Annotated in this window: 22 protein-coding genes; 18 read left to right on the forward strand and 4 right to left on the reverse strand. The window is 52.5% G+C overall.

Annotated features, from left to right (window positions below):
- The first annotated feature begins 86 nt into the window (after positions 1-86).
- Positions 87-1520 (forward strand): serine endoprotease DegP, encoded by a 1434-nt coding sequence (gene degP / locus LA337_03715; protein UBI16816.1) that lies wholly within the window; start codon positions 87-89, stop codon positions 1518-1520.
- A 148-nt stretch (positions 1521-1668) separates the two neighbouring features.
- Positions 1669-2826, forward strand: coding sequence for a DNA-binding transcriptional regulator CdaR (gene cdaR, locus LA337_03720; protein UBI16817.1), 1158 nt, complete (start codon positions 1669-1671; stop codon positions 2824-2826).
- Between the two features lie 87 nt (positions 2827-2913).
- Here cdaR and LA337_03725 read toward each other — a convergent pair whose 3' ends face one another.
- The 4 genes from LA337_03725 to map form a co-directional block, all read right to left on the reverse strand.
- Positions 2914-3300 (reverse strand): DUF3461 family protein, encoded by a 387-nt coding sequence (locus tag LA337_03725; GenBank protein ID UBI16818.1) that lies wholly within the window; start codon positions 3298-3300, stop codon positions 2914-2916.
- A gap of 109 nt (positions 3301-3409) precedes the next feature.
- Positions 3410-4234: a 2,3,4,5-tetrahydropyridine-2,6-dicarboxylate N-succinyltransferase gene (gene dapD, locus LA337_03730; GenBank protein UBI16819.1), complete on the reverse strand. Its 825-nt coding sequence runs from the start codon at positions 4232-4234 to the stop codon at positions 3410-3412.
- Positions 4235-4265: 31 nt separating this feature from the next.
- Positions 4266-6938, reverse strand: coding sequence for a bifunctional uridylyltransferase/uridylyl-removing protein GlnD (glnD, locus tag LA337_03735; GenBank protein UBI16820.1), 2673 nt, complete (start codon positions 6936-6938; stop codon positions 4266-4268).
- Between the two features lie 102 nt (positions 6939-7040).
- The gene (gene map / locus LA337_03740) at positions 7041-7835 is read right to left on the reverse strand and encodes a type I methionyl aminopeptidase (protein ID UBI16821.1); all 795 of its coding nucleotides are present in this window, start codon (positions 7833-7835) and stop codon (positions 7041-7043) included.
- A 450-nt stretch (positions 7836-8285) separates the two neighbouring features.
- On the opposite strand from map, the gene rpsB reads away from it, so the two are divergent.
- The 16 genes from rpsB to dnaE all read left to right on the forward strand — a co-directional run bounded on the left by rpsB (position 8286) and on the right by dnaE (position 26853).
- The gene (gene rpsB / locus LA337_03745; GenBank protein UBI16822.1) at positions 8286-9011 is read left to right on the forward strand and encodes a 30S ribosomal protein S2; all 726 of its coding nucleotides are present in this window, start codon (positions 8286-8288) and stop codon (positions 9009-9011) included.
- 255 nt (positions 9012-9266) lie between these two features.
- Entirely contained in the window at positions 9267-10118 is an 852-nt protein-coding gene (gene tsf, locus LA337_03750; GenBank protein ID UBI16823.1) for a translation elongation factor Ts, read from the forward strand.
- A gap of 145 nt (positions 10119-10263) precedes the next feature.
- Positions 10264-10989, forward strand: coding sequence for a UMP kinase (gene pyrH / locus LA337_03755; protein UBI16824.1), 726 nt, complete (start codon positions 10264-10266; stop codon positions 10987-10989).
- Between the two features lie 139 nt (positions 10990-11128).
- A complete protein-coding gene (gene frr / locus LA337_03760; GenBank protein UBI16825.1) occupies positions 11129-11686 on the forward strand; it encodes a ribosome recycling factor in 558 nt (185 codons plus the stop codon).
- A 110-nt stretch (positions 11687-11796) separates the two neighbouring features.
- Positions 11797-12993 (forward strand): 1-deoxy-D-xylulose-5-phosphate reductoisomerase, encoded by a 1197-nt coding sequence (ispC, locus tag LA337_03765; protein ID UBI16826.1) that lies wholly within the window; start codon positions 11797-11799, stop codon positions 12991-12993.
- 187 nt (positions 12994-13180) lie between these two features.
- Entirely contained in the window at positions 13181-13939 is a 759-nt protein-coding gene (gene ispU, locus LA337_03770; GenBank protein ID UBI16827.1) for a (2E,6E)-farnesyl-diphosphate-specific ditrans,polycis-undecaprenyl-diphosphate synthase, read from the forward strand.
- Positions 13940-13951: 12 nt separating this feature from the next.
- Positions 13952-14809: a phosphatidate cytidylyltransferase gene (gene cdsA, locus LA337_03775; protein UBI16828.1), complete on the forward strand. Its 858-nt coding sequence runs from the start codon at positions 13952-13954 to the stop codon at positions 14807-14809.
- An 11-nt stretch (positions 14810-14820) separates the two neighbouring features.
- A complete protein-coding gene (rseP, locus tag LA337_03780; GenBank protein ID UBI16829.1) occupies positions 14821-16173 on the forward strand; it encodes a sigma E protease regulator RseP in 1353 nt (450 codons plus the stop codon).
- Positions 16174-16202: 29 nt separating this feature from the next.
- A complete protein-coding gene (gene bamA, locus LA337_03785; GenBank protein ID UBI16830.1) occupies positions 16203-18617 on the forward strand; it encodes an outer membrane protein assembly factor BamA in 2415 nt (804 codons plus the stop codon).
- 122 nt (positions 18618-18739) lie between these two features.
- Positions 18740-19225 (forward strand): molecular chaperone Skp, encoded by a 486-nt coding sequence (skp, locus tag LA337_03790; protein ID UBI16831.1) that lies wholly within the window; start codon positions 18740-18742, stop codon positions 19223-19225.
- A 3-nt stretch (positions 19226-19228) separates the two neighbouring features.
- Positions 19229-20254 (forward strand): UDP-3-O-(3-hydroxymyristoyl)glucosamine N-acyltransferase, encoded by a 1026-nt coding sequence (lpxD, locus tag LA337_03795; GenBank protein UBI16832.1) that lies wholly within the window; start codon positions 19229-19231, stop codon positions 20252-20254.
- Between the two features lie 103 nt (positions 20255-20357).
- Positions 20358-20813, forward strand: a complete 456-nt coding sequence (gene fabZ, locus LA337_03800) for a 3-hydroxyacyl-ACP dehydratase FabZ (protein UBI16833.1) — start codon at positions 20358-20360, stop codon at positions 20811-20813.
- A gap of 3 nt (positions 20814-20816) precedes the next feature.
- Complete coding sequence (gene lpxA, locus LA337_03805; protein ID UBI16834.1) at positions 20817-21605, forward strand: acyl-ACP--UDP-N-acetylglucosamine O-acyltransferase; 789 nt, start codon at positions 20817-20819, stop codon at positions 21603-21605.
- Entirely contained in the window at positions 21605-22753 is a 1149-nt protein-coding gene (gene lpxB / locus LA337_03810; protein ID UBI16835.1) for a lipid-A-disaccharide synthase, read from the forward strand. Before lpxA ends, lpxB begins: the two co-directional genes overlap by 1 nt.
- Positions 22750-23346 (forward strand): ribonuclease HII, encoded by a 597-nt coding sequence (rnhB, locus tag LA337_03815; protein ID UBI16836.1) that lies wholly within the window; start codon positions 22750-22752, stop codon positions 23344-23346. The genes lpxB and rnhB overlap by 4 nt, the downstream gene beginning before the upstream one ends.
- A 24-nt stretch (positions 23347-23370) precedes the next feature.
- Positions 23371-26853, forward strand: a complete 3483-nt coding sequence (gene dnaE, locus LA337_03820) for a DNA polymerase III subunit alpha (protein UBI16837.1) — start codon at positions 23371-23373, stop codon at positions 26851-26853.
- Positions 26854-26855 lie beyond the last annotated feature (2 nt).

The raw sequence follows: 26855 nt of genomic DNA on the forward strand, positions 1-26855 counted from the left end.
TAAACTCAATTCTGGAACTTAGCGCTATAAAACGACTCTGACGTATACAGCAATTTTGCGTTATCTGTTAATCGAGAACGAAACACATGAAAAAAACCACATTAGCAATGAGTGCACTGGCTCTGAGTTTAGGTTTGGCGTTGTCCCCCCTGTCTGCCACAGCGGCTGAGACGTCGTCTTCAGCAATGACCGCCCAACAGATGCCAAGCCTGGCCCCGATGCTCGAAAAAGTGATGCCATCGGTGGTAAGTATTAACGTCGAGGGGAGCACGACGGTAAATACGCCGCGTATGCCGCGTAATTTCCAGCAGTTCTTTGGTGATAACTCACCGTTCTGCCAGGACGGTTCTCCGTTCCAGAGTTCACCGTTCTGTCAGGGCGGCGCGCCGGGCGCTGGTAACGGCGGCGGCCAGCAGCAGAAATTTATGGCGCTGGGTTCTGGTGTAATTATTGATGCCGCGAAAGGATATGTCGTAACCAACAACCACGTGGTGGATAACGCTACGGTGATTAAGGTTCAACTGAGCGATGGCCGTAAATTTGACGCGAAGATCGTGGGTAAAGATCCGCGTTCCGATATCGCGCTGATCCAAATTCAGGATCCGAAAAATCTGACGGCGATTAAGCTGGCAGATTCCGACGCGCTGCGCGTGGGTGATTACACCGTAGCAATCGGTAACCCGTTTGGCCTCGGTGAGACCGTGACCTCCGGCATCGTTTCTGCGCTGGGTCGTAGCGGCCTGAACGCGGAGAACTATGAAAACTTTATTCAGACGGATGCTGCGATCAACCGTGGTAACTCCGGTGGCGCGCTGGTCAACCTGAACGGTGAGCTGATCGGCATTAACACTGCGATCCTCGCGCCGGACGGCGGTAACATCGGTATCGGTTTTGCAATCCCAAGCAACATGGTGAAAAACCTGACTTCGCAGATGGTTGAGTTTGGTCAGGTTAAACGTGGTGAGCTGGGTATTATGGGGACCGAACTGAGCTCTGAGCTGGCGAAAGCGATGAAAGTTGACGCTCAGCGCGGCGCATTCGTCAGCCAGGTAATGCCGAACTCTTCCGCAGCGAAAGCCGGTATTAAAGCCGGGGATGTGATTACCTCCCTGAATGGCAAACCTATCAGCAGCTTCGCCGCCCTGCGTGCGCAGGTGGGTACGATGCCGGTAGGCAGCAAAATTAACCTTGGCCTGCTGCGCGACGGTAAGCCGGTCACCGTGAATCTGGAACTGCAGCAGAGCAGCCAGACTCAGGTTGATTCCAGCTCTATCTTCAAAGGCATTGAAGGTGCGGATATGAGCAACAAAGGCCAGGATAAAGGGGTCGTGGTCAGCGACGTGAAACCGAATACTCCGGCTGCACAGATTGGCCTGAAGAAAGGTGACGTGATTATCGGTGCTAACCAGCAGCCGGTGAAAAACATCGCCGAACTGCGCAAAATCCTCGACAGCAAACCGGCGGTGCTGGCGCTGAACATTCAGCGTGGTGACAGCTCCATCTATCTGTTGATGCAGTAATCTCCCTCAACCCCTTCCTGCACAGGAAGGGGTTTCTTTTTGTGATATTTGCCACAACTCCATACTTCTCCCTTCTGCTTTGTGCATTTGCACAATGTCGGCGCTTATTATCTTCCCTATGCTTGAGCTCTGCTCACAGGAGGGATTTATGGCTGGCTGGCATCTTGATACCAAAATGGCGCAGGATATCGTTGCGCGCACCATGCGCATCATCGATACCAATATCAACGTAATGGATGCCCGTGGGCGGATAATCGGCAGCGGCGATCGCGAGCGTATTGGTGAATTGCACGAAGGGGCGCTGCTGGTGCTTTCGCAAGGTCGAGTGGTCGATATTGACGATGCGGTAGCCCGGCATCTGCACGGTGTGCGTCAGGGGATAAACCTGCCGCTGCGTCTGGAAGGCGAAATTGTTGGCGTTATCGGCCTTACCGGCGAACCGGAACATCTGCGCAAGTATGGCGAACTGGTGTGCATGACCGCCGAAATGATGCTGGAACAGTCGCGTCTGATGCATCTGTTAGCGCAGGATAGCCGTCTGCGTGAAGAGCTGGTGATGAACCTGATTCAGGCGGAGGAGAATACTCCGGCGCTGATGGAATGGGCCCAGCGACTGGGCATTGATTTGAACCAGCCGCGCGTGGTGGCGGTGGTGGAGGTCGACAGCGGCCAGCTTGGCGTTGACAGCGCGATGGCAGAGCTACAGCAATTGCAGAACGCGTTGACCACGCCTGAACGTAATAATCTGATTGCGATTGTTTCCCTGACCGAGATGGTAGTGTTGAAACCGGCGCTCAATCAGTTTGGTCGCTGGGACGCTGAAGATCATCGCAAGCGCGTTGAGCAGCTTATTACCCGTATGAAAGAGAATGGACAGCTGCGTTTTCGCGTGTCGCTGGGCAACTATTTTACCGGGCCTGGCAGCATTGCCCGTTCGTATCGTACGGCGCGCACCACCATGATGGTCGGCAAGCAGCGGATGCCGGAAAGCCGTAGCTATTTCTATCAGGATTTGATGCTGCCTGTACTGCTGGACAGTCTGCGTGGCGGCTGGCAGGCCAATGAGCTGGCGCGCCCGCTGGCAAGGCTGAAAGCGATGGATAACAACGGCTTGCTGCGTCGGACATTAGCGGCATGGTTTCGGCATAACGTTCAGCCGCTGGCAACCTCAAAAGCATTGTTTATTCACCGCAATACGCTGGAGTATCGTCTGAACCGTATTTCAGAACTAACCGGGCTGGATCTGGGGAATTTTGACGATCGGCTGCTGTTGTATGTGGCGTTGCAGTTAGATGAGCAGCATTGATTAATTGCCTGATGGCGGCAAGCTTATCAGGCAAAATGCCGGGTGGCGGCATCGCCTTACCCGGCCTACAAATACATCCACTCACGGTTATTTACGCGTTAGTTTTTCCAGATCGGCTTCAATTTCGCTGATCTTGTTGGTCACAACGCTTTCCAGATGACGTAAATCATCGAGGATCTTGCGTTTAAGATCGACTTCGCTGCGATCGCGCTGGCAGATCTGATCCAGTTCGTCGATCACGTAGCGCAGGTTGGGGCTGATCTCCTGCACCTCTTTGTAACCCTGGCCGACGCCATCGGCGACAACCGTTTTACGCTGACGGGGATATTTGAACTTCACGCTCTTGGCAAAAAACTCGCCTTTATCCTTCTGGAAATAGATTTTCAGGATATCGTTGTTGGCTTCTTGCCGCAGGCTGTAACGATCGATTTCTTCAGGATTAGTAATGCCCAGACTTTTCAGATTGTCATACATAGCGGTACCCTTAAGCTCACTATAACCATTGAATAATTAACGAAAAGCCTTGTTTATGCCACTCGCAGATGTAAAAAAAGCGGGCTAAGCCCGCTTTTTCAAATCGCTGTTAGTCGATGGTGCGTAACAGTTCGTTGATTCCCACTTTGCCGCGCGTTTTGGCATCGACTTTCTTCACGATGACCGCGCAGTACAGGCTGTACTTGCCATCTTTCGACGGCAGGTTGCCGGAGACAACCACGGAGCCCGCCGGAACGCGGCCGTAGAAAACTTCGCCGGTTTCGCGGTCATAGATTTTGGTGCTCTGGCCCAGGTATACGCCCATAGAAATAACAGAGCCTTCTTCGACGATTACGCCTTCAACCACTTCAGAACGTGCGCCGATGAAGCAGTTGTCTTCGATGATGGTCGGGTTAGCCTGTAACGGCTCCAGTACGCCGCCGATGCCAACGCCGCCGGACAGGTGAACGTTTTTACCGATTTGCGCGCAGGAACCCACGGTCGCCCAGGTATCAACCATCGTGCCTTCATCCACATAAGCGCCGATGTTCACGTAAGACGGCATCAGCACGGTGTTACGGGCGATAAACGCGCCCTGACGCACGGCAGCTGGCGGAACCACGCGGAAACCTTCTTTCTGGAAGCGCGCTTCGTCGTAGTTGGCGAATTTCATCGGCACTTTATCGAAGTAACGGCTTTCCGCACCCTCGATAACCTGATTATCGTTAATACGGAAAGAGAGCAGGACCGCCTTTTTCAGCCACTGATGCGTGACCCACTGACCCTCAATCTTTTCTGCGACGCGCAGTGCACCGGAATCCAGTAAGGAAATAACCTGATTCACCGCTTCGCGGGTTACGGTATCTACATTTGCCGGAGTAATGTCGGCACGGCGCTCGAAAGCGGACTCAATAACGTTCTGTAACTGCTGCATTGTTAAACTCTTTCCATAATAAATAAAAACATTACCCTTTATCGTTTGGATTGAGGGCCTCTGTCAACCGTTGATGCACTTCCTGCTGCAGCTCATTATTAAGAGCGCGCCGGTCGGCGGTGGCGATTATGAATAAATCTTCTACTCGCTCGCCAATAGTTGTAATTCGGGCGCCATGCAGCGAAATTCCCAGATCGGCAAAAATCTGCCCGACCCGCGCCAGCAGCCCAGGCTGGTCGAGAGCGATAAGCTCAAGGAATGATTTTCGGTCGGTATGGGTCGGCAGAAAGGTGACCTCGGTATCGACGGTAAAGTGACGTAATTTTGCCGGCTGACGACGCGGTTGCGGCGGCTGCCAGCTACGCTGGGTGATCGCCTGTTCCAGTCCAAAACGGATCGCTTCGTGTCGGTCTGACGACAGCGGACTGCCGTCCGGTTCCAGTACGATGAACGTATCCATCGCCATCCCATCGCGTGTGGTGAAGATCTGCGCGTCGTGGACGCTAAGATTACGCCGGTCCAGTTCGGCGCAAACGGCGGCAAACAGGTAAGGGCGGTCAGGGCTCCAGATGAAAATCTCCGTCCCGCCGCGGGTGGCCTGCGGGCTTAGCAGGATCAGCGGCTTGCTGAGATCGTGTTGCAGCAGATGACGCGCATGCCAGGCCAGCTGATTTGGGCTGTGACGCACGAAGTAGTTGGCGCGACAGCGTGACCAGATGTGGTGCAGCGCTTCTTCATCGATGTTGTCCATGCGCAGTAGCGCCAGCGCCTGAAGCTGATGATGGCGCACGCGCTCACGCATATCTGGCGTGTTTTGCATCCCACGACGTAACTGTTTTTCCGTGGCGAAATACAGCTCACGCAGCAGGCTTTGCTTCCAGCTATTCCACAGCGTTTCGTTGGTGGCGCAAATATCCGCGACGGTCAGGCACACCAGAAAGCGCAGACGATGTTCCGTTTGCACTTCTTCGGCGAATTGCTTGATCACTTCGGGATCCTGAATATCGCGACGCTGAGCGGTAACCGACATCAGTAAATGCTGGCGCACCAGCCATGCGATCAGCTGCGTTTCGCGGGAGTTCAGACCGTGCAGTTCGGCGAATTTGAGCACGTCCTGAGCGCCGAGAACCGAATGATCGCCGCCGCGACCTTTGGCGATATCGTGGAACAGCGCGGCAATCAGAATCAGCTCCGGCTGTCGCAGACGCGGCCACAGATCCACACACAGCGGATGGCGCTGGCGGGTTTCTTCATTGGCAAAACTTTCCAGCTTGAGCATTACGCGGATGGTGTGCTCATCCACCGTATAGGCATGAAACAGGTCAAATTGCATTTGGCCGACAATATGCGACCATTGCGGCATATAGGCCCACAACACGCTGTGGCGATGCATTGGCAGCAGGCCGCGACTCACCGCGCCTGGATGGCGCAACATACTGAGAAACAGCGAACGCGCTTCCGGAATGTAGCATAGCGGCTGGGTTAAATGACGGCGGGCATGGCGCAGATGGCGCAGCGTGGTGGAGTAAATCCCGCTGATCGCGCTGTTACGTACCATGATGTAAAACATCCGCAGTATCGCTTCGGGTTTGCGGATAAACAGGTCGTCGTTGCGCAGATCGATCAATGTGCCGCGCAGTTGAAAGTCATCATCAATCGGACGCGGCTTTTCGTCGGCGGGCATGGCGAGGATCGCCTCGTCGAATAGCTGCAACAGCATGTGGTTCAGCTCGCTGACCCGTCGGGTGACGCGGAAATAGTCTTTCATCATCCGCTCGATAGGCTCGTTGCCTTCGCCGCCGTAGTTCAGGCGTTGCGCCACGCTGAGCTGACGGTCAAACAGCAGACGATTGTCGTAACGACTAACGACCAGATGCAGGGCAAAACGTATGCGCCACAGGATATGCAAACATTCATTGAGCTCGGCACGTTCTGCCAGCGTCAAAAAGCCGAAACCGACCATTTCGTCCAGCGAGGTGGCGCCAAAATGGCGGCGGGCCACCCACTGCAGGGTATGGATATCGCGCAGGCCGCCGGGACTGCTTTTGATATCTGGCTCGAGGTTGTAGCTGGTGCCGTGATAGCGCTGGTGGCGCTGATTTTGTTCTTCCACTTTGGCGGCGTAAAACTTATCGGAAGGCCAGAAACCTTCGCTAAAAATATGTTTTTGTAGCTCAAGAAACAGCGCCACGTCGCCAATCAGCAGGCGTGTTTCAATCAGGTTGGTGGCGACGGTTAAATCTGACAATCCTTCCAGCAGACACTCTTCCAGCGTACGCACGCTGTGCCCCACTTCCAGCCTTACGTCCCAGAGCAGCGTTAACAGTTCGCCGACTTTTTCGGCCTGCGCGTCAGGTAGCTTTTTACGACTGAGGATTAGCAGGTCGATGTCGGAAAGCGGATGCAGTTCGCCGCGCCCGTAACCACCAACGGCAACCAGCGCCAGGTCGGCAATTTGGCCGAAACCGGCTTCAATCCACAGGCGCTGAAGCAACTGATCAATAAATTCGGTGCGGGCTTCTATCAGCTGCTCTGCGGAAATTCCACTGTCAAACGCGTCACCTAACCAGAGCTGGAACGTGTCGATATGCGCTTTAATGCCGGGGCAGTTGAGATCGTGCTGTGGCCAGGTGCCGGGGTTTTGCGGTTGGCCTGGCAGGGTGGGGAGGGCCGTATTTGCGTGCTGTTCAGGAAGAGTATTCATTGTTACCACCCATTAAAAAGCCGGATGACGCTTACGCTTATCCGGCCTACGGGAGAGTGCCATTTGTAGGCCTGATAAGCGACAGCGCCATCAGGCAATAAGTTATTCGTCGTGCGTAATAATCGCCGGGATGGTGTCATCCTTGCGCAGCGTCAGAATTTCACAACCATTTTCCGTCACCACAATAGTATGCTCGTACTGAGCAGACAAGCTCCGGTCTTTGGTTTTCACCGTCCAGCCGTCTTTCATGGTGCGAATACGGTAATCACCAGCATTCAGCATGGGTTCTACGGTGAAGGTCATACCCGGTTGCAGAACCACACCGCCGTCGTCTGCATCGTAGTGCAGAACCTGCGGCTCCTCATGGAAGCCGCGACCAATGCCATGACCGCAGTATTCGCGGACTACAGAGAAACCTTCGCCTTCCGCATATTTCTGAATCGCAGCGCCCAGCGTGCGCAGGCGAATGCCCGGTTTTACCATCCGCAGCGCCAGGTACAGGCTTTCCTGCGTGACGCGGCACAGACGCTCGCCCAGAATGGTTGGTTTGCCGACGATGAACATTTTCGAGGTGTCGCCGTGGAACTCGTCTTTAATTACGGTGACGTCGATGTTAACGATATCGCCGTCTTTCAGGAGTTTGGCGTCGTCCGGGATCCCGTGGCACACCACCTCATTAATAGAGATGCACACGGATTTCGGATAACCGTGATAGCCCAGGCAGGCGGAAATGGCCTGTTGCTCGTTCACGATGTAGTCATTACAGATGCGATCCAGCTCGCCGGTGCTGACGCCCGGTTTAACAAACGGTTCGATCATTTCCAGAACATCGGCGGCCAGGCGGCCAGCGACGCGCATTTTTTCGATTTCTTCAGGGGTCTTGATTGAGATAGCCATGAATTCTGTCCATCAGTGTCGATTATTTCGACAATAATTGTGTAAGTGCGGTCAATGGTATCAGTCTGGGGTGTACCCTGCCAAATTGAGAATCATTCTGAACTTCGCCTTTCGTGCCACAGATGCGTTGGCTACATTTTTTCACCCCGGTCACTTACTGGTCGTAAGCTCCCGGGGATTCAAAAATTTGCCGCCTGCCTGTAACACGAAATTCATTGTTCAATCCAGCACGGACCGCCAACAATTATTGGTGTCGGTGGCGTATTTGTGGTATAAAGCGCGCCGGACTTCCGATCCATTCGAAGACTACACACGATGGACGGGAGCGACAAATCTCACTTTGTGTAACAACACACACGTATCGGCACATATTCCGGGGTGCCCTTTGGGGTCGGTAATATGGGATGCGTGGAGGCTTAACCCCAACTTTTATATATAGAGGTTTTAATCATGGCAACTGTTTCCATGCGCGACATGCTCAAGGCTGGTGTTCACTTTGGTCACCAGACCCGTTACTGGAACCCGAAAATGAAGCCGTTCATCTTCGGTGCGCGTAACAAAGTTCACATCATCAACCTTGAGAAAACTGTACCGATGTTCAACGAAGCTCTGGCTGAACTGAACAAGATCTCTGCTCGTAAAGGTAAAATCCTTTTCGTTGGTACTAAACGCGCTGCAAGCGAAGCGGTGAAAGAAGCTGCTAACAACTGCGACCAGTTCTTCGTGAACCATCGCTGGTTGGGCGGCATGCTGACTAACTGGAAAACCGTTCGTCAGTCCATCAAACGTCTGAAAGATCTGGAAACTCAGTCTCAGGACGGTACTTTCGAAAAGCTGACCAAGAAAGAAGCGCTGATGCGTACTCGTGAGCTTGAGAAACTGGAAAACAGCCTGGGCGGTATCAAAGACATGGGCGGTCTGCCGGACGCTCTGTTCGTAATCGATGCTGACCACGAGCACATTGCTATTAAAGAAGCAAACAACCTGGGTATCCCAGTATTTGCTATCGTTGATACCAACTCTGATCCGGACGGTGTTGATTTCGTTATCCCGGGTAACGACGACGCAATCCGTGCTGTGACCCTGTACCTGGGCGCTGTAGCTACTACCGTTCGTGAAGGCCGTTCTCAGGATCTGGCTTCCCAGGCGGAAGAAAGCTTCGTAGAAGCTGAATAATAAGGCTTGATAACTTCCCTGAGATAGTTCGAGTTGCAGGAAGGCGGCAAGCTCGAGAATTCCCGGGAGCTTACATAAGTAAGTGACTGGGATGAGCGAGCGAAGGCAACGCACCTGCGGCTCGGAATATGAAGGGGAAGAGCCCTTATAAACCAGGTAGTATCATGTTTGGTTAGGGGCCCTTTAGGCCCCTTTTTCACTTTTAAATCTGTGCGGTTTCATGCCGGGCAGATCAAATCTTCCGAGGATTTTAGAATGGCTGAAATTACCGCATCCCTGGTAAAAGAGCTGCGTGAGCGTACTGGCGCAGGCATGATGGATTGCAAAAAAGCACTGACTGAAGCTAATGGCGACATCGAGCTGGCAATCGAAAACATGCGTAAGTCTGGCGCAATCAAAGCGGCGAAAAAAGCAGGCAACGTTGCTGCTGACGGCGTAATCAAAACCAAAATCGACGGCAACATCGCTTTCATTCTGGAAGTTAACTGCCAGACTGACTTCGTTGCTAAAGATGCTGGTTTCCAGGCATTTGCTGACAAAGTACTGGACGCTGCCGTTGCTGGCAAAATCACTGACGTTGAAGTTCTGAAAGCACAGTTCGAAGAAGAACGTGTTGCTCTGGTTGCTAAAATCGGTGAGAACATCAACATCCGTCGCGTTGCTTCCCTGGAAGGCGAAGTTCTGGGTAACTACCAGCACGGTGCTCGTATCGGTGTTCTGGTTGCTGCAACTGGCGCTGACGAAGAGCTGGTTAAACAGCTGGCAATGCACGTTGCTGCAAGCAAACCAGAATTCGTTAAGCCGGAAGACGTTTCTGCTGAAGTGGTAGAGAAAGAATACCAGGTTCAGCTGGACATCGCGATGCAGTCTGGTAAGCCGAAAGAAATCGCAGAGAAAATGGTTGAAGGCCGCATGAAGAAATTCACCGGCGAAGTTTCTCTGACTGGCCAGCCTTTCGTTATGGATCCGAGCAAATCTGTTGGTCAGCTGCTGAAAGAGCACAACGCTGACGTAACAGGCTTCATCCGCTTTGAAGTGGGTGAAGGTATCGAGAAAGTTGAGACTGACTTTGCAGCAGAAGTTGCTGCGATGTCCAAGCAGTCTTAATTTTTAAAGGAGCCGCCTGAGGGCGGCTTCTTTTTGTGTCTGGCTTGTAAATTCAGCGAACCGCTATAGTGGTCATGCTGAAAAGCGACATACAATGTCGCCGGAATTAACTCATCTCATTCGTTGACAGTCTCAGGAAAGAAACATGGCTACCAATGCAAAACCCGTCTACAAACGTATTCTGCTTAAGTTAAGTGGCGAAGCTCTGCAAGGTTCAGAAGGCTTCGGTATTGATGCAAGCATCCTTGACCGTATGGCTCAGGAAATCAAAGAGCTGGTTGAGCTGGGTATCCAGGTTGGCGTAGTGATTGGTGGTGGTAACCTGTTCCGTGGCGCTGGTCTGGCGAAAGCAGGGATGAACCGTGTTGTGGGCGACCACATGGGCATGTTAGCCACCGTCATGAACGGTCTGGCGATGCGCGATGCGCTTCACCGCGCCTATGTGAACGCTCGCTTGATGTCCGCAATTCCTCTGAACGGCGTGTGTGATAACTACAGCTGGGCGGAAGCGATCAGCCTGCTGCGTAACAACCGCGTTGTTATTTTGTCTGCGGGTACTGGCAATCCGTTCTTTACTACCGACTCTGCGGCCTGCCTGCGCGGTATTGAAATTGAAGCGGATGTGGTACTGAAAGCCACCAAAGTCGATGGCGTATTTACTGCTGACCCGGCTAAAGATCCAACCGCGACCATGTACGAACAGTTGACCTATGCTGAAGTACTGGATAAAGAGCTGAAAGTGATGGATCTGGCGGCGTTCACGCTGGCTCGTGACCACAAATTACCGATTCGTGTCTTTAACATGAACAAACCGGGTGCACTGCGCCGCGTTGTTATGGGTGAAAAAGAAGGCACGTTAATCACGGAATAATTCCCGTTGCGGCTAAATGCAGGTAATATTCCGCTTTAATGTCGCGGGATACGTCCCTCAAAATTAATCAAGACTATACTTGTCACATCTTACGTGGTGGGTATGGTCTGACTGAAACAAGCTTTCAAGGATTCGTAACGTGATCAACGATATCAGAAAAGATGCTGAAGTACGCATGGAAAAATGCGTCGAAGCATTCAAAAACCAAATCAGCAAAATTCGCACGGGCCGTGCTTCTCCTAGCCTGCTGGATGGTATTGTCGTGGAATATTACGGCACGCCGACCCCGCTGCGCCAGCTGGCAAGCGTAACGGTTGAAGATTCCCGTACCCTGAAAATCAACGTGTTCGACCGTTCTATGGGTCCAGCCGTTGAGAAAGCAATTATGGCTTCCGACCTCGGTCTGAATCCAAGCTCTGCCGGTTCCGACATCCGCGTTCCGCTGCCGCCGCTGACTGAAGAACGTCGTAAAGATCTGACCAAGATCGTGCGTGGCGAAGCAGAAGGCGCGCGCGTTGCCGTACGTAACGTTCGTCGCGATGCCAACGACAAAGTGAAAGCGCTGTTGAAAGAAAAAGAGATCAGCGAAGATGACGATCGCCGTTCTCAGGACGACGTGCAGAAACTGACTGACGCAGCTATCAAGAAAGTTGATGCGGCGCTGGCAGAGAAAGAAACGGAACTGATGCAGTTCTGATTCGCCTGTACGCTAAAAACGCCGCTTAGAAGGCCTGAGAAGGCTGGATGGCGGCGTTTTGCTTTTTTCTGTCTATATACCTTAAAGGGTAAAATTCTTCTGGATGTCTCATGAAGCAATTAACCATCCTGGGATCAACCGGTTCCATTGGTTGCAGTACGCTGGATGTAGTACGCCATAACCCGGAAAAATTTCGTGTTGCTGCGTTGGTGGCGGGTAAAAATGTCGCCCGCATGGTAGAGCAGTGCCTGGAGTTTTCTCCTCGCTATGCGGTAATGGACGATGAAAAAAGCGCTGCGTTGGTAAAAGCAGCTCTGCTGGAGCAGGGCAGTCGCACTGAGGTCATGAGCGGTCAACAGGCTGCCTGTGATATGGCTGCGCTGGATGAAGTTGATCAGGTGATGGCGGCGATTGTTGGCGCGGCGGGCCTGCTGCCGACGCTGGCGGCAATTCGTGCGAGCAAAAGCATTTTACTGGCGAATAAAGAGTCTCTGGTGACCTGTGGGCGTTTGTTTATGGACGACGTGAAACGCCACAAAGCGCAGCTTTTGCCGGTAGATAGCGAACATAACGCGATTTTTCAGAGTTTACCGCAACCTATCCAACACAATCTGGGATACGCTGACCTTGAGCAAAACGGCGTTATGTCAGTTCTGCTTACCGGGTCTGGTGGCCCTTTCCGTGAAACGCCATTGTCCGATCTGGTTTCTATGACCCCCGATCAGGCATGTCGTCATCCGAATTGGTCGATGGGACGAAAAATCTCTGTCGATTCCGCCACTATGATGAATAAAGGTCTGGAATACATTGAAGCGCGTTGGCTATTTAATGCCAGCGCAAGCCAGATGGAAGTGCTGATTCACCCGCAGTCGGTTATTCATTCGATGGTTCGTTATCAGGATGGTAGCGTTCTGGCGCAGTTGGGGGAACCTGATATGCGTACACCAATTGCTCATACCATGGCATGGCCAGAACGAGTGACGTCCGGCGTTAAGCCTGTCGATTTTTGCCAACTCAGTGCGTTGACGTTTTCCGCACCTGATTACCAGCGTTATCCGTGCCTGAAACTGGCGATGGACGCGTTTGAGCAAGGGCAGGCGGCGACGACCGCGTTGAATGCTGCGAATGAAATTACCGTTGCCGCGTTCCTGGCGCAGCAGATCCGATTTACCGATATTGCTGACCTGAATTTATCCGTGCTGGATAAGATGGATTTGCAGGAGCCGCAGAGCGTTGATGACGTGCTGAAGGTTGATGCCATCGCGCGGGACGTCGCCAGAAAAGAAGTGATGCGACTCTCAAGCTGATGATAATCCCTCTACGGAGAATCGCGCTATTTGTTAGCGTTGGGCTTCAGTGATATAGTCTGCGCCACTCGATCGCGGGTATTTGCTTTTTTCCGGTCGGGTAAGCCGTGGTTTGACACGGCTTTTTTGTGGATGGGCTTCAGTATTCCTGAGTACCGTAAATCCTTTCAGGGACTAAAAACGCGTTATGTTGTCTGCAACTAAACCATTAAGCGAAAATTTGCCAGCACATGGTTGTCGCCATGTAGCAATTATCATGGATGGCAATGGCCGCTGGGCGAAAAAGCAAGGGAAGATTCGCGCCTTTGGGCATAAGGCCGGAGCAAAATCCGTCCGCCGGGCTGTCTCTTTTGCTGCCAATAACGGTATTGATGCGTTAACGCTGTATGCCTTTAGCAGTGAGAACTGGAACCGACCTGCGCAGGAAGTGAGCGCGTTAATGGAACTGTTTGTGTGGGCGCTTGATAGCGAAGTGAAAAACCTGCACCGCCATAACGTACGCCTGCGTATTATCGGGGATATCAGTCGATTTAACTCACGTTTGCAAGAACGGATTCGCAAATCAGAAGCGATTACCGCCCAGAATACCGGGTTGACGCTGAATATTGCAGCGAATTACGGTGGACGGTGGGATATAGTCCAGGGAGTCAGGCAACTGGCACAACAGGTGCAGGATGGTTTGCTGCGTCCAGAGCAAATCGATGAAGAGATGCTTGGGCAGCAAATTTGTATGCATGAACTGGCTCCTGTGGATTTAGTGATAAGGACTGGGGGGGAGCATCGTATTAGTAATTTTCTGTTGTGGCAAATCGCCTATGCCGAACTTTACTTTACGGATGTTCTCTGGCCCGATTTCGATGAACAAGACTTTGAAGGTGCGCTGCATGCCTTTGCTAATCGTGAGCGTCGTTTCGGCGGCACCGAGCCCGGTGATGAAAAAGCCTGATGGGGGTCGCTTTTGCTGAAGTATCGCCTGATTTCTGCTTTTGTTTTAATACCCGTTGTCATCGCGGCGCTGTTTTTGCTGCCGCCGGTGGGGTTCGCCATTGTTACGTTGGTCGTCTGTATGTTGGCCGCCTGGGAATGGGGACAGTTAAGCGGTTTTACCACGCGTACGCAGCGAGTCTGGCTGGCGGTTTTGTGCGGGCTATTGCTGGCACTGATGCTATTTTTGCTGCCAGAATATCATCGCAATATTCATCAACCGCTGGTTGAAATATCGCTGTGGGCATCGCTGGGCTGGTGGGTTGTGGCGCTGTTACTGGTGCTGTTTTATCCCGGCTCTGCGTCGGTCTGGCGTAATTCCAAAACATTACGCATAATTTTCGGCGTGTTAACCATTGTCCCATTCTTTTGGGGAATGCTGGCGCTACGCGCATGGCACTATGATGAGAATCATTATAGTGGCGCGCTATGGCTTCTGTATGTCATGATCCTCGTTTGGGGAGCGGACTCTGGTGCCTATATGTTTGGTAAGCTGTTTGGCAAACATAAGCTGGCGCCGAAGGTTTCTCCCGGTAAAACCTGGCAGGGTTTTATTGGCGGACTCGCCACTGCGGCCGTGATCTCATGGGGTTATGGCATGTGGGCGAATCTTGAGGTTGCGCCTGTCACCTTGCTCATTTGCTCCATCGTTGCAGCCCTGGCCTCCGTGCTGGGTGACCTGACCGAGAGTATGTTTAAGCGTGAAGCAGGTATTAAGGACAGTGGTCACTTAATCCCAGGACACGGCGGTATTCTGGATCGTATTGATAGCCTGACGGCTGCGGTACCGGTCTTTGCCTGCCTGTTGTTACTGGTATTCAGGACGCTCTAACGGATGGTCTTATGCTGAGTATTCTCTGGAATCTGGCTGCATTCATTGTCGCACTTGGTGTGCTTATCACCGTGCATGAATTTGGTCATTTCTGGGTTGCACGGCGCTGCGGAGTCCGCGTCGAACGCTTTTCCATTGGCTTTGGAAAAGCGCTTTGGCGGCGTACCGATAAATCGGGTACGGAATACGTCATCGCCCTGATTCCCCTCGGCGGTTACGTCAAGATGCTGGATGAGCGCGCTGAACCGGTCGCACCGGAGCTGCGCCATTACGCTTTCAACAATAAAACGGTTGGACAACGCGCAGCCATCATCGCCGCAGGTCCGATTGCAAACTTCCTTTTTGCTATTTTCGCTTACTGGCTGGTGTTTATCATCGGTGTCCCTGGCGTTCGTCCGGTTGTTGGTGAAATAACGCCCAACTCGATTGCCGCACAGGCGCAAATTCAGCCGGGTACGGAACTAAAAGCGGTTGATGGTATCGAAACCCCTGATTGGGATGCTGTGCGATTGCAACTGGTATCCAAAATCGGCGATGAGCGTACGACTCTCAGCGTGGCGCAGTTTGGCAGCGACCAGCGGCAGAACAAAACGCTGGATTTACGCCATTGGGCATTTGAGCCAGACAAAGAGGATCCCGTCTCCAGTTTAGGGATTCGTCCGCGCGGTCCGCAGATCGAATCGGTGCTGTCAGAAGTGCAGGTTAACTCCGCTGCAAGTAAGGCGGGTTTGCAAGCTGGCGACAGGATCGTTAAAGTCAATGGTCAGCCGCTTACGCAATGGATGACGTTCGTGACGCTGGTGCGCGATAATCCGGATAAGCCGTTAGCGCTAGATATTGAAAGACAAGGAAGTTCCTTGTCTTTAACGTTAACCCCAGATTCAAAACCGGTTAACGGAAAGGCAGAAGGTTTTGCGGGCGTGGTGCCTAAAGTTATTCCTCTGCCTGATGAGTATAAGACTGTACGCCAGTATGGGCCATTCAGCGCCATCCTCGAAGCCTCGGATAAAACGTGGCAGTTGATGAAGCTGACGGTCAGTATGCTGGGAAAATTGATTACCGGTGATGTAAAACTGAACAACCTCAGTGGGCCGATTTCTATCGCCCAGGGGGCTGGGATGTCAGCGGAGTTCGGGGTTATTTATTACCTGATGTTCCTTGCGCTTATCAGCGTGAACTTAGGGATAATCAACCTGTTTCCGTTGCCCGTTCTTGACGGGGGGCATCTGCTGTTCCTGGCGATTGAAAAGCTGAAGGGCGGTCCGGTATCCGAGCGGGTTCAAGACTTTAGTTATCGCATTGGCTCTATCTTGCTGGTGTTGTTAATGGGGCTTGCACTTTTCAATGATTTCTCTCGGTTGTAAGAGAGTGTTAGGAAGAACGCATAATAACGATGGCGATGAAAAAGTTGCTCATAGCGTCGCTGCTGTTTAGCAGCGCCACCGTATACGGTGCTGAAGGGTTCGTAGTGAAGGACATTCATTTCGAAGGCCTACAGCGAGTCGCCGTTGGTGCGGCTCTCCTCAGTATGCCGGTGCGCACAGGCGACACGGTTAATGATGAAGACATCAGTAATACCATTCGTGCTCTGTTCGCCACCGGTAACTTTGAGGATGTCCGCGTCCTGCGCGATGGTGATACCCTTCTGGTTCAGGTAAAAGAACGTCCGACGATTGCCAGCATCACTTTCTCCGGTAACAAATCGGTGAAAGATGACATGCTCAAGCAAAACCTCGAGGCGTCTGGCGTACGTGTTGGCGAGTCTCTGGATCGCACCACGCTTGCCGATATCGAAAAAGGGCTGGAAGATTTCTACTACAGCGTCGGTAAGTACAGCGCCAGTGTGAAAGCGGTGGTAACGCCGTTGCCGCGTAACCGCGTTGACCTCAAGCTGGTCTTCCAGGAAGGCGTTTCGGCGAAGATCCAACAGATCAACATCGTCGGCAACCATGCCTTCTCGACCGACGAACTGATCTCTCACTTCCAACTGCGTGATGAAGTGCCGTGGTGGAACGTAGTGGGCGATCGTAAATACCAGAAACAGAAACTGGCGGGCGACCTCGAAACCCTGCGCAGTTACTATCTGGATCGCGGTTATGCTCGCTTCAATATCGATTCTACCCAGGTCAGCCTGACGCCGGATAAAAAAGGTATCTATATCACCGTTAACATCACTGAAGGCGAACAGTACAAGCTTTCTGGGGTACAGGTGAGCGGTAACCTGGCCGGGCATTCCGCCGAAATTGAGACCCTGACTAAAATCGAGCCAGGCGAACTCTATAACGGCACCAAAGTGACCAAAATGGAAGATGATATCAAGAAGCTTCTGGGTCGCTATGGTTATGCCTATCCGCGCGTACAGTCGCAGCCTGAAATCAACGATGCCGATAAAACCGTTAAATTACGTGTAAACGTAGATGCGGGTAACCGTTTCTATGTGCGTAAGATTCGTTTTGAAGGTAACGACACCTCTAAAGATTCCGTTCTGCGTCGCGAAATGCGCCAGATGGAAGGTGCCTGGTTGGGTAGCGATCTGGTCGATCAGGGTAAAGAGCGTCTGAACCGTCTGGGTTACTTTGAAACCGTTGATACCGATACTCAGCGTATACCGGGCAGCCCGGATCAGGTTGATGTGGTCTACAAGGTCAAAGAGCGTAACACCGGTAGCTTTAACTTCGGCGTCGGTTACGGTACTGAGAGCGGTGTGAGCTTCCAGGCCGGTGTCCAGCAAGATAACTGGTTAGGTACCGGTTATTCTGTCGGAATTAACGGCACCAAAAACGACTACCAGACCTATACTGAGTTGTCTGTAACTAACCCGTACTTCACCGTTGATGGTGTGAGTCTCGGTGGCCGCGTCTTCTATAACGATTTTGAAGCGGATGACGCAGACCTGTCTGACTATACCAACAAAAGTTATGGTACTGACGTAACGCTTGGCTTCCCGATTAACGAATACAACACGTTGCGTGCGGGTGTCGGTTATGTACATAACTCCTTGTCTAACATGGATCCACAGGTTGCGATGCAACGTTATCTGGAATCCATGGGTGAAAATCCTGACGCTGATAGCTTCAAATCAGACGACTTCACCTTCAACTATGGTTGGACATATAACAAGCTGGACCGTGGCTACTTCCCAACGGAAGGTACGCGTGTCAACCTGAACGGTAAAGTGACCATTCCGGGTTCTGACAACGAATACTACAAAGCGACGCTGGATACCGCGACCTATGTACCGATCGATGACGATCACAAGTGGGTTGTTCTGGGTCGTACCAAGTGGGGTTACGGTGATGGAATAGGCGGCAAAGAGATGCCGTTCTACGAGAACTTCTATGCCGGTGGTTCCAGCACCGTGCGTGGCTTCCAGTCCAATACCATCGGTCCGAAGGCTGTCTATTTACCGGCTAATCGTTATCACGACGATGACAATTATGATAACGAGTGTGACGCCAGCAATACTTCACCGTGTGAATCGGATGATGCGGTGGGCGGTAACGCCATGGCTGTCGCCAGCCTGGAATTCATCACCCCGACGCCGTTTATCAGCGACAAGTATGCCAACTCGGTCCGTACCTCGTTCTTCTGGGATATGGGTACCGTTTGGGATACGAACTGGGATTCAGCTAAGTACTCTGGTTATCCGGACTACAGCGATCCAAGCAATATCCGTATGTCCGCGGGTATCGCTTTACAATGGATGTCCCCATTGGGGCCGTTGGTTTTCTCCTACGCCCAGCCGTTCAAGAAGTACGATGGAGACAAAGCGGAACAGTTCCAGTTTAACATTGGTAAAACCTGGTAATTGTTCTTCGCAAAGGAATGTAGTGGTAGTGTAGCGCTGACTTTAGGCGATCTTGCATGGGATCGCCTGGCCACGCAAAGAACTGTACCTTCGGGTGCAAATGGGATGGTAAGGAGTTAATTGTGAAAAAGTGGTTATTAGCTGCAGGTCTCGGTTTAGCGATGGCAACGTCCGCACAGGCTGCTGACAAAATTGCAATCGTCAACATGGGTAGCCTGTTCCAACAGGTTGCACAGAAGACGGGCGTTTCTGCTACGCTGGAAAACGAGTTCAAAGGCCGTGCCAGCGAACTGCAGCGTATGGAATCCGATCTGCAATCTAAAATGCAGCGTCTGCAATCCATGAAAGCGGGTAGCGATCGTACCAAGCTGGAAAAAGACGTTATGGCTCAGCGTCAGACTTTCTCTCAGAAAGCTCAGGCTTTTGAGCAGGATCGTGCGCGTCGTTCCAACGAAGAACGTGGCAAACTGGTTACTCGTATCCAGACAGCTGTGAAATCTGTTGCTAACAGCCAGAGCATCGATCTGGTTGTTGACGCTAACACCGTTGCATACAACAGCAGCGATGTAAAAGACATCACCGCTGACGTACTGAAACAGGTTAAATAAGTAATGCCTTCAATTCGACTGGCTGATTTAGCAGAGCAGTTGGATGCAGAATTACACGGTGATGGCGATATCGTCATCACCGGCGTAGCGTCCATGCAATCTGCGCAAACTGGCAATATCACGTTCATGGTGAATCCTAAGTACCGTGAACACTTAGGCGTATGCCAGGCCTCTGCCGTTGTGATGACGCAGGACGATCTTCCTTTTGCTAAGTGTGCAGCGCTGGTAGTGAAGAATCCCTACCTGACCTATGCACGCATGGCGCAAATCTTAGATACCACGCCGCAGCCCGCACAAAACATTGCACCGAGTGCAGCGATCGATGCGACGGCGAAGCTGGGTAATAATGTCTCTGTGGGCGCAAATGCGGTCATTGAGTCTGGCGTAGAACTGGGCGATAACGTCGTTATCGGCGCAGGCTGCTTCGTCGGAAAAAATACAAAAATCGGCGCAGGTTCTCGCTTGTGGGCGAATGTGACGATTTACCACGATATTCAGATCGGTGAGAATTGCCTGATCCAGTCCAGTACTGTCGTCGGATCTGATGGATTCGGTTACGCGAACGATCGCGGTAACTGGGTGAAGATCCCACAGCTTGGTCGGGTGATTATCGGCGATCGCGTCGAGATCGGCGCTTGTACCACTATTGACCGTGGTGCTCTGGACGATACTGTGATCGGCAATGGTGTTATCATTGATAACCAGTGCCAGATTGCGCATAACGTTGTGATTGGCGACAATACGGCGGTAGCCGGTGGCGTCATTATGGCGGGTAGCCTGAAGATTGGCCGTTACTGCATGATTGGTGGCGCCAGCGTGATCAATGGGCATATGGAAATATGCGATAAAGTCACGGTTACTGGCATGGGTATGGTGATGCGTCCTATCACTGAACCTGGCGTCTATTCCTCAGGCATTCCGCTACAGCCCAACAAGGTATGGCGTAAAACAGCTGCACTGGTGATGAATATTGATGATATGAGCAAGCGTCTCAAAGCGATTGAGCGCAAGGTTAATCAACAAGACTAAAACACCTTTTTTGCATGTCTGACTTTTCGGCCTGTCCCATTCATACGATTGCGACAGGCCGTGTTATTATTGCCTTTTAGTATATTTTGACAGGAAGAGTATTTTGACTACTAACACTCATACTCTGCATATTGAAGAGATTTTAGAACTTCTGCCGCACCGTTTTCCGTTTCTGCTGGTTGACCGCGTGCTGGATTTTGAAGAAGGTCGTTTTCTGCGCGCAGTGAAAAATGTATCCGTTAACGAGCCTTTCTTCCAGGGCCACTTTCCGGGTAAACCTATTTTCCCAGGCGTACTGATTCTGGAAGCGATGGCGCAGGCCACCGGTATCCTCGCGTTTAAAAGCGTAGGAAAGCTGGAACCAGGCGAACTGTACTATTTCGCGGGTATTGACGAAGCGCGCTTTAAGCGTCCTGTCGTGCCAGGCGATCAGATGATCATGGAAGTGACTTTCGAGAAAACGCGCCGCGGCCTGACCCGTTTTAAAGGGGTTGCGCTGGTCGACGGTAAAGTTGTGTGCGAAGCAACGATGATGTGTGCCCGTAGCCGGGAGGCCTGATACGTGATTGATAAATCCGCCTTTATTCACCCAACCGCCATTGTGGAAGACGGCGCCAGCATTGGCGCTAACGCTCACATTGGCCCATTTTGTATTGTTGGACCCCATGTTGAAATTGGTGAGGGTACCGTACTGAAGTCTCACGTTGTCGTGAATGGCCATACAAAAATTGGTCGCGATAACGAGATCTATCAGTTTGCCTCCATCGGCGAAGTTAACCAGGATCTGAAATATGCTGGCGAACCGACCCGCGTGGAAATTGGCGATCGCAACCGCATCCGCGAAAGCGTCACCATTCATCGTGGCACAGTGCAGGGCGGTGGAGTGACGAAGGTGGGCAGCGATAACTTACTGATGATTAATGCGCACGTCGCGCATGATTGTACGGTAGGCAACCGCTGTATTCTGGCGAATAACGCCACGCTTGCCGGACATGTTTCGCTTGATGATTTTGTTATCATCGGTGGCATGACTGCGGTGCATCAGTTCTGCATCATTGGCGCGCATGTGATGGTTGGCGGCTGTTCTGGCGTAGCCCAGGACGTGCCTCCATACGTTATCGCCCAGGGCAACCACGCGACGCCGTTTGGCGTCAATATCGAAGGTCTGAAGCGTCGTGGATTCACCCGCGAAGCGATTACCGCGATTCGTAACGCCTACAAAGCGTTGTACCGTAGTGGTAAAACGCTGGAAGAAGTGAAACCAGAAATCGCGGAACTGGCGAAACAGTATCCCGAAGTTCAGGCTTTCAGCGACTTCTTTGAGCGCTCAACGCGTGGCCTGATTCGTTAATGACTGAGCAGCGTCCTTTAACGATTGCCCTCGTCGCCGGAGAAACCTCCGGCGATATTCTTGGTGCAGGGTTAATCCGTGCGCTCAAGGCTCGCGTTCCGAATGCGCGTTTTGTTGGCGTGGCGGGTCCGCTGATGCAGGCTGAAGGCTGTGAAGCCTGGTACGAAATGGAAGAGCTGGCGGTAATGGGCATTGTTGAAGTGCTCGGACGCCTGCGCCGTTTACTGCATATTCGCGCCGATCTTACTCGCCGGTTCACCGACTTAAAGCCGGATGTTTTTGTTGGTATTGATGCGCCTGACTTCAACATTACCCTTGAAGGGAACCTGAAAAAGCAGGGCATTAAAACCATTCATTACGTCAGCCCTTCTGTTTGGGCCTGGCGACAGAAACGCGTTTTCAAAATAGGCAGATCCACCAATATGGTGCTGGCCTTTCTGCCTTTCGAAAAAGCGTTTTATGACAAATTTAACGTCCCGTGTCGCTTTATCGGCCATACCATGGCGGATGCCATGCCGTTGGATCCGGATAAAAACGCGGCACGCGATGTTCTGGGCATTCCCCATGACGCTCACTGCCTGGCGCTATTGCCTGGAAGCCGTGGCGCAGAAGTGGAGATGCTCAGTGCCGATTTTCTGAAAACGGCGCAGCTGTTACGTCAGCATTATCCGGATCTCGAAGTGGTGGTGCCGTTGGTGAATGCCAAACGTCGCGAGCAGTTTGAGCGAATTAAAGCTGAAGTAGCACCGGAGCTTTCTGTTCATCTGCTCAACGGGATGGGACGTGAAGCAATGGTGGCCAGCGATGCTGCACTGCTGGCTTCAGGTACCGCCGCGCTGGAATGTATGCTGGCAAAATGCCCGATGGTGGTTGGCTACCGAATGAAACCTTTCACCTTCTGGCTGGCGAAGCGTCTGGTGAAGACCGACTACGTTTCGCTACCTAACCTGCTGGCGGGAAGAGAACTGGTTAAAGAGCTGTTGCAGGAAGAGTGTGAACCGCAGGCGCTGTCGCAAGCGCTGTTGCCGTTGTTGGCGAATGGTAAAACCAGCCATGCAATGCACGACACATTCCGTGAACTGCACCAGCAGATCCGTTGTAATGCTGATGAGCAGGCGGCGGATGCGGTCCTGGAGTTAGCGCAATGATTGAGTTTGTGTATCCACATACGCATTTAGTGGCGGGTGTGGATGAAGTTGGACGTGGTCCTTTGGTCGGCGCCGTTGTCACCGCCGCCGTCATTCTGGATCCGGCTCGCCCTATTATCGGTCTTAACGACTCAAAAAAACTGTCAGAAAAACGTCGCCTGGCGCTGTTTGATGAAATTAAAGAAAAAGCGTTAAGCTGGAGTCTGGGGCGTGCAGAACCGCATGAAATCGACGAACTGAATATTTTGCATGCCACCATGCTGGCCATGCAGCGTGCGGTTGCGGGTCTGCATATTGCGCCGGAATACGTATTAATTGACGGCAATCGTTGCCCGGCATTACCGGTGCCATCGATGGCGGTGGTCAAAGGCGACAGCCGCGTGGCGGAGATTAGCGCGGCGTCGATACTGGCAAAAGTCACCCGTGACGCTGAAATGGCGGCCCTGGATACGGTGTTCCCGCAGTATGGCTTTGCACAGCACAAAGGCTATCCAACCGCTTTTCATCTGGAAAAGTTGGCAATGCATGGTGCAACCGAGCACCATCGCCGTAGTTTTGGCCCCGTCAAACGCGCACTGGGACTCACGTCCTGATTCTTGTGTCGAAGGAATCTGAAGATGTCTGAACCTCGTTTCGTCCACCTGCGGGTGCACAGCGACTACTCCATGATCGATGGGCTGGCGAAAACCGGGCCGCTGGTGAAAAAGGCGGCCGCGTTAGGCATGCCTGCGCTGGCGATCACCGATTTTACCAACCTGTGTGGTCTGGTGAAGTTTTACGGAGCGGGTCACGGTGCGGGTATCAAGCCGATAGTTGGCGCAGATTTTCATGTCCGCAGCGAGCTGTTGGGCGATGAACTCACACAGCTCACCGTGCTGGCCGCAAACAATACCGGCTATCAGAACCTGACGTTGTTGATATCGAAAGCCTATCAGCGTGGTTATGGCGCAGAAGGGCCGGTCATCGACAGGGACTGGCTGGTCGAGCTTAAAGAAGGTTTGATTTTGCTTTCCGGCGGTCGCATGGGCGACGTCGGGCGTAGCCTGCTGCGCGGTAATAGCGCACTGGTTGATGAGTGCGTGGGGTTTTACGAAGAACATTTTCCCAATTGCTACTTCCTCGAACTTATCCGCACCGGCAGGCAAGATGAAGAGAATTATCTGCATGCCGCAGTAGAACTGGCTGAAACGCGTGGTCTTCCGGTGGTGGCGACCAACGATGTTCGCTTCCTTGAAACCGGTGATTTTGACGCGCATGAAATCCGCGTGGCAATCCACGACGGGTTCACCCTTGATGACCCGAAACGCCCGCGTAACTATTCACCGCAGCAGTATATGCGCAGTGAAGACGAGATGTGTGAGCTGTTCTCGGATATTCCGGAAGCGCTGCAAAACACCGTCGAGATAGCCAAACGTTGTAATGTGACGGTGCGTCTGGGCGAGTATTTCCTGCCGCAGTTCCCGACTGGTGATATGACCACTGAGGATTTCCTCGTGGCAAAATCACGCGAAGGTCTGGAAGAACGTCTGGAATTTTTGTTCCCTGACCCAGAAGTTCGCGCGCAGAAGCGCCCACCTTATGACGAACGTCTGGAGATTGAACTTAAAGTTATCAACCAGATGGGATTCCCAGGCTACTTCCTGATCGTTATGGAGTTTATCCAGTGGTCGAAAGATAACGGCGTACCGGTAGGCCCGGGACGTGGTTCCGGCGCCGGCTCGCTTGTCGCCTATGCACTGAAAATTACCGACCTGGATCCGCTGGAATTTGACCTGCTGTTCGAACGTTTCCTGAACCCGGAACGTGTCTCAATGCCCGACTTCGACGTTGACTTCTGTATGGAGAAACGCGACCAGGTCATCGAGCACGTGGCAGAAATGTATGGTCGTGATGCGGTTTCGCAGATTATTACCTTCGGTACCATGGCGGCTAAGGCGGTTATCCGTGACGTGGGCCGTGTGCTCGGTCACCCGTACGGCTTCGTTGACCGTATTTCGAAACTGGTGCCGCCCGATCCGGGCATGACGCTGGCCAAAGCCTTTGAAGCCGAACCCCAACTGCCGGAAATTTATGAGGCAGATGAAGAGGTTAAAGCGCTGATTGATATGGCGCGTAAGCTGGAAGGCGTCACGCGTAACGCCGGTAAGCACGCCGGTGGCGTGGTTATCGCGCCGACCAAAATTACCGATTTTGCGCCGCTGTACTGCGATGAACAGGGGCTGCACCCGGTTACTCAGTTTGATAAGAACGACGTGGAATATGCCGGCCTTGTGAAGTTCGACTTCCTTGGTCTGCGTACGCTCACTATCATCAACTGGGCATTGGAAATGATCAACGCGCGCCGTGAAAAGAACGGCGAGCCGCCGCTGGATATCGCCGCGATCCCGCTGGATGACAAGAAAAGCTTCGACATGCTGCAACGCTCGGAGACCACGGCGGTCTTCCAGCTTGAATCCCGCGGCATGAAAGATCTTATCAAACGTCTGCAGCCTGACTGCTTCGAAGATATGATCGCACTGGTGGCCCTGTTCCGTCCTGGTCCGCTGCAGTCGGGGATGGTAGATAACTTTATCGACCGTAAGCATGGTCGCGAAGAGATTTCCTACCCGGATGTACAATGGCAGCATGAGTGTCTGAAACCGGTGCTGGAGCCGACCTACGGCATTATCCTGTATCAGGAACAGGTTATGCAGATTGCCCAGGAGCTGTCCGGATATACCCTTGGCGGCGCGGACATGCTGCGTCGTGCGATGGGTAAGAAAAAGCCGGAAGAGATGGCTAAGCAGCGCGGCACCTTTGAAGAAGGAGCGAAAAAGCGCGGCGTCGACGGCGAACTGGCGATGAAAATCTTTGACCTGGTGGAGAAATTCGCCGGTTACGGATTTAACAAATCGCACTCCGCTGCCTATGCGTTGGTCTCTTACCAGACGCTGTGGCTGAAGGCGCATTACCCAGCCGAGTTTATGGCGGCAGTAATGACGGCCGATATGGATAACACCGAGAAAGTGGTCGGGCTGGTGGATGAGTGCTGGCGTATGGGGCTCAAAATCCTGCCGCCGGATATCAACTCCGGGCTTTATCATTTTCACGTGAATGATGATGGTGAGATTGTCTACGGCATTGGCGCGATAAAAGGCGTGGGTGAAGGGCCAATTGAAGCTATTATTGAGGCGCGCAACGAAGGCGGTTATTTCCGCGAGCTGTTTGATCTCTGTGCCCGCACGGATATCAAAAAACTCAACCGTCGGGTGCTGGAAAAGTTAATCATGTCCGGGGCGTTCGACCGCCTTGGACCACATCGCGCGGCGTTGATGAATTCGCTCAACGATGCGCTCAAAGCCGCCGATCAGCATGCGAAAGCCGAGGCTATTGGTCAGGCTGATATGTTTGGCGTGCTGGCGGAAGAGCCGGAACAAATTGAACAGTCTTATGCCAACTGTACTCCATGGCCGGAGCAGGTGGTATTAGAAGGGGAACGTGAAACGTTAGGGCTTTACCTGACGGGACACCCCATCAATCAGTATCTAAAAGAAATTGAGCGCTATGTTGGAGGCCACAGGCTGAAAGACATGCATCCGACAGAACGTGGTAAAGTCACCACGGCTGCGGGGCTCGTCATTGCTGCGCGGGTAATGGTCACCAAGCGCGGCAATCGTATCGGCATCTGTACCCTGGATGACCGTTCCGGGCGTCTGGAAGTTATGTTGTTTACCGATGCCCTGGATAAATACCAGCAATTGCTGGAAAAAGACCGCATACTTATCGTCAGCGGACAGGTCAGCTTTGATGACTTCAGCGGCGGGCTTAAAATGATGGCCCGTGAAGTCATGGATATTGACGAAGCCCGGGAAAAATATGCTCGCGGGCTTGCTATCTCGCTGACGGACAGGCAAATTGATGACCAGCTTTTAAACCGACTCCGTCAGTCTCTGGAACCCCACCGCTCGGGGACAATTCCAGTACATCTCTACTATCAGAGGGCGGATGCACGTGCGCGATTGCGTTTTGGCGCAACGTGGCGTGTCTCTCCGAGCGATCGTTTGCTAAACGATCTCCGTGGCCTTATTGGTTCGGAGCAGGTGGAACTGGAGTTTGACTAATA

Origin of the sequence: Citrobacter europaeus (assembly GCA_020099315.1) — a bacterium.
Lineage (GTDB): Bacteria > Pseudomonadota > Gammaproteobacteria > Enterobacterales > Enterobacteriaceae > Citrobacter > Citrobacter europaeus.

Coding starts and splice junctions, on each gene's coding strand:
- degP (UBI16816.1), top strand. CDS start 87: ATGAAAAAAACCACATTAGCAATGAGTGCACTGGCTCTGAGTTTAGGT.
- cdaR (UBI16817.1), top strand. CDS start 1,669: ATGGCTGGCTGGCATCTTGATACCAAAATGGCGCAGGATATCGTTGCG.
- LA337_03725 (UBI16818.1), bottom strand. CDS start 3,300: ATGTATGACAATCTGAAAAGTCTGGGCATTACTAATCCTGAAGAAATC.
- dapD (UBI16819.1), bottom strand. CDS start 4,234: ATGCAGCAGTTACAGAACGTTATTGAGTCCGCTTTCGAGCGCCGTGCC.
- glnD (UBI16820.1), bottom strand. CDS start 6,938: ATGAATACTCTTCCTGAACAGCACGCAAATACGGCCCTCCCCACCCTG.
- map (UBI16821.1), bottom strand. CDS start 7,835: ATGGCTATCTCAATCAAGACCCCTGAAGAAATCGAAAAAATGCGCGTC.
- rpsB (UBI16822.1), top strand. CDS start 8,286: ATGGCAACTGTTTCCATGCGCGACATGCTCAAGGCTGGTGTTCACTTT.
- tsf (UBI16823.1), top strand. CDS start 9,267: ATGGCTGAAATTACCGCATCCCTGGTAAAAGAGCTGCGTGAGCGTACT.
- pyrH (UBI16824.1), top strand. CDS start 10,264: ATGGCTACCAATGCAAAACCCGTCTACAAACGTATTCTGCTTAAGTTA.
- ispC (UBI16826.1), top strand. CDS start 11,797: ATGAAGCAATTAACCATCCTGGGATCAACCGGTTCCATTGGTTGCAGT.
- ispU (UBI16827.1), top strand. CDS start 13,181: ATGTTGTCTGCAACTAAACCATTAAGCGAAAATTTGCCAGCACATGGT.
- rseP (UBI16829.1), top strand. CDS start 14,821: ATGCTGAGTATTCTCTGGAATCTGGCTGCATTCATTGTCGCACTTGGT.
- bamA (UBI16830.1), top strand. CDS start 16,203: ATGGCGATGAAAAAGTTGCTCATAGCGTCGCTGCTGTTTAGCAGCGCC.
- lpxD (UBI16832.1), top strand. CDS start 19,229: ATGCCTTCAATTCGACTGGCTGATTTAGCAGAGCAGTTGGATGCAGAA.
- lpxB (UBI16835.1), top strand. CDS start 21,605: ATGACTGAGCAGCGTCCTTTAACGATTGCCCTCGTCGCCGGAGAAACC.
- rnhB (UBI16836.1), top strand. CDS start 22,750: ATGATTGAGTTTGTGTATCCACATACGCATTTAGTGGCGGGTGTGGAT.
- dnaE (UBI16837.1), top strand. CDS start 23,371: ATGTCTGAACCTCGTTTCGTCCACCTGCGGGTGCACAGCGACTACTCC.